Genomic DNA, 2,345 nt, shown 5'->3' with positions numbered 1-2,345 from the left:
GGGTGGTGCAGAAGAATATCTTTCTGTTTTATAGTTGAAAAAATATTGCTGCTTTTCTTTAAAGGCTTTGGCAGGCCTGGAGCGAAGGCCGGGTAGAGTAGTTCAGGTTTGTCGACTAAATCTGGTAGTTGCATTAGGCGAGAAAGGTTAACCGGGCCTCGCACTTGATACAGTTCATCTTTACTCAGTTTAAACTCTTTGAGCAAGAAAGAGATCAGATGCTCTGGGCAGTTGTCTGCAAGCTCTAATCTAACAGCGTCACCAAAACGTCTCGAGAGCAGCTCCCCTTTTAATGCAGAGGCCAGATCCTCCATATCTTCTTGTTCAAGTTCAAAGTCGGCATTTCGGGTTAAACGGAATTGGTAACAGCCTTGCACTGACATGCCGGGAAATAGTTGGTCAACATGAGCGTGAATAATTGAAGATAAGAATACCAGTTCATCACCCTTGGAAATCTCCGCAGGTAATTTAATAAGCCTGGGTAAAGAGCGGGGGGCGGGAACGATTGCCAGGCCGGTTTCACGACCGAAAGCATCTTTTCCGTCCAGCTCTACGATAAAGTTTAGACTCTTATTTACCAGGCGAGGAAAGGGGTGTGAAGGGTCGAGACCGATGGGGTTAATAATCGGTAGTACTTCGTTATCGAAATAATTAGCTAACCATTCATGTTGAGCTTCACTCCATTCCTGGCGTCTTAGAAAACTGATCCCCTCTTTTTTTAACTCAGGCAGAAGCACATCATTCAAAATCTCATACTGTTCACGAACAAAATCTGTCGCGATATGTTTGATTTTTTCTAGGGTTTGTTCAGGGCTTAGTCCGTCAGGCCCAATTGTCTCCCGACCAAATTTGATCTGATGTTTTAGGCCGGCCACACGAATTTCAAAAAACTCATCCATGTTGCTACTGAATATGCAGCTAAACATCAGACGGTTGAGGAGAGGGTGCGATGTATCAATCGTTTGTTTGAGCACGCGATGGTTGAACTGCAGATGGCTTAGTTCCCTGTTCACGTAGTATTCGTGGTTAAGGAGGTCTATAGCAGGGAGCTCATTATTTGCTGTTTGCTCGTCATGCGTCGTGCTCATTGTTGTCTGTATTCTCCAAGTATTTTAAAAGGGGCGATAATCCATTCTAGCTGAACATTGTTACATCTTTATCCTTTGCTAAGAAGTTTCGCAGCGTCCTTGGCAAAATAAGTCAGAATTGCATCGGCGCCAGCGCGCTTGATACAAAGTAGTGACTCTAGAATAATTTTATCCTTGTCTAGCCAGCCATTTTCTATTGCGGCCATATGCATCGCATACTCACCACTCACTTGATAGACGAAGGTCGGCGCTTTGAGTTCAGTCTTGATACGGTAAACAATATCGAGATAGGGCATGCCTGGCTTGATCATAACCATGTCGGCACCTTCCTGAAGGTCCATGGCGACCTCGTGCAAGGCTTCATCAGAATTGGCCGGGTCCATTTGGTAAGTCTTTTTATCTGCTTTACCTAAGTTGCCAGCAGAGCCTACTGCGTCGCGAAAAGGACCATAATAAGAAGAGGCATACTTAGCGGAGTAGGCAAGTATAGAGGTATTGATATGGCCTGCGGCTTCCAGTTCTTTGCGAATCGCAGCGATTCGGCCATCCATCATATCTGAAGGTGCAACGATGTCTGCTCCGGCCTCTGCGTGTGACAAAGCCTGCTTAACTAATGCGTTAACGGTAATATCGTTTAATACATATCCATCATCATCGATAATTCCGTCTTGGCCGTGGGTTGTAAAGGGGTCTAAGGCAACGTCGGTAATCACGCCCAGCTCCGGATATTCCTTTTTTAGTGCTCGTACAGCTCTTTGGGCTAGGCCCTCGGGGTTCCAAGCTTCTTTGGCATCAAGAGACTTGGCATTACTCGGGGTGACGGGAAATAGTGCGACGGCGGGGATACCAAGCTCTAGTAGCTGCTGCGCCTCTTTTAGTAGTAGGTCAATACTCAGGCGTTCAACGCCGGGCATAGAGCTAACAGCTTCGCGTTTATTTACACCTTCAAGAATAAACATGGGGTAAATCAGGTCATTGGCTGTTAGTGTATTTTCCTGCATCAAGCGACGGGAAAAGTCTTGAAAGCGCATGCGACGGAGTCGGCTGTTAGGGAATTGTCGTTGGCTGGGTGAAAACACTTTTTATCTCCGGCAATCATCAAAAATATTATGTGCTTAAGATTAGCAGGTATGCCGAAGGAAAGGCTATAACGCAAGTCAACTGGGGCTGGATTTTTGGAAGTATTTTGCTTTTCGCTAAATACAGGGAACTCGAGATCTAGGTACGCTTATATGCTTAGCTTAAGTAATAATTGAA

1 protein-coding gene and 1 pseudogene are annotated in these 2,345 nt (G+C 45.5%); both read right to left on the bottom strand.

The window, feature by feature from the left end:
• Nucleotides 1-1,088, bottom strand: a pseudogene (locus A3757_RS14085) (RNA degradosome polyphosphate kinase); the annotation flags it as partial.
• Between the two features lie 68 nt (nt 1,089-1,156).
• The gene (gene hemB / locus A3757_RS14080) at nt 1,157-2,167 is read right to left on the bottom strand and encodes a porphobilinogen synthase (protein WP_082865402.1); all 1,011 of its coding nucleotides are present in this window, start codon (nt 2,165-2,167) and stop codon (nt 1,157-1,159) included.
• Nucleotides 2,168-2,345: the final 178 nt, after the last annotated feature.

The organism is Oleiphilus sp. HI0117 (assembly GCF_001635235.1).
This window is presented reverse-complemented; position numbering and strand designations above follow the sequence as displayed.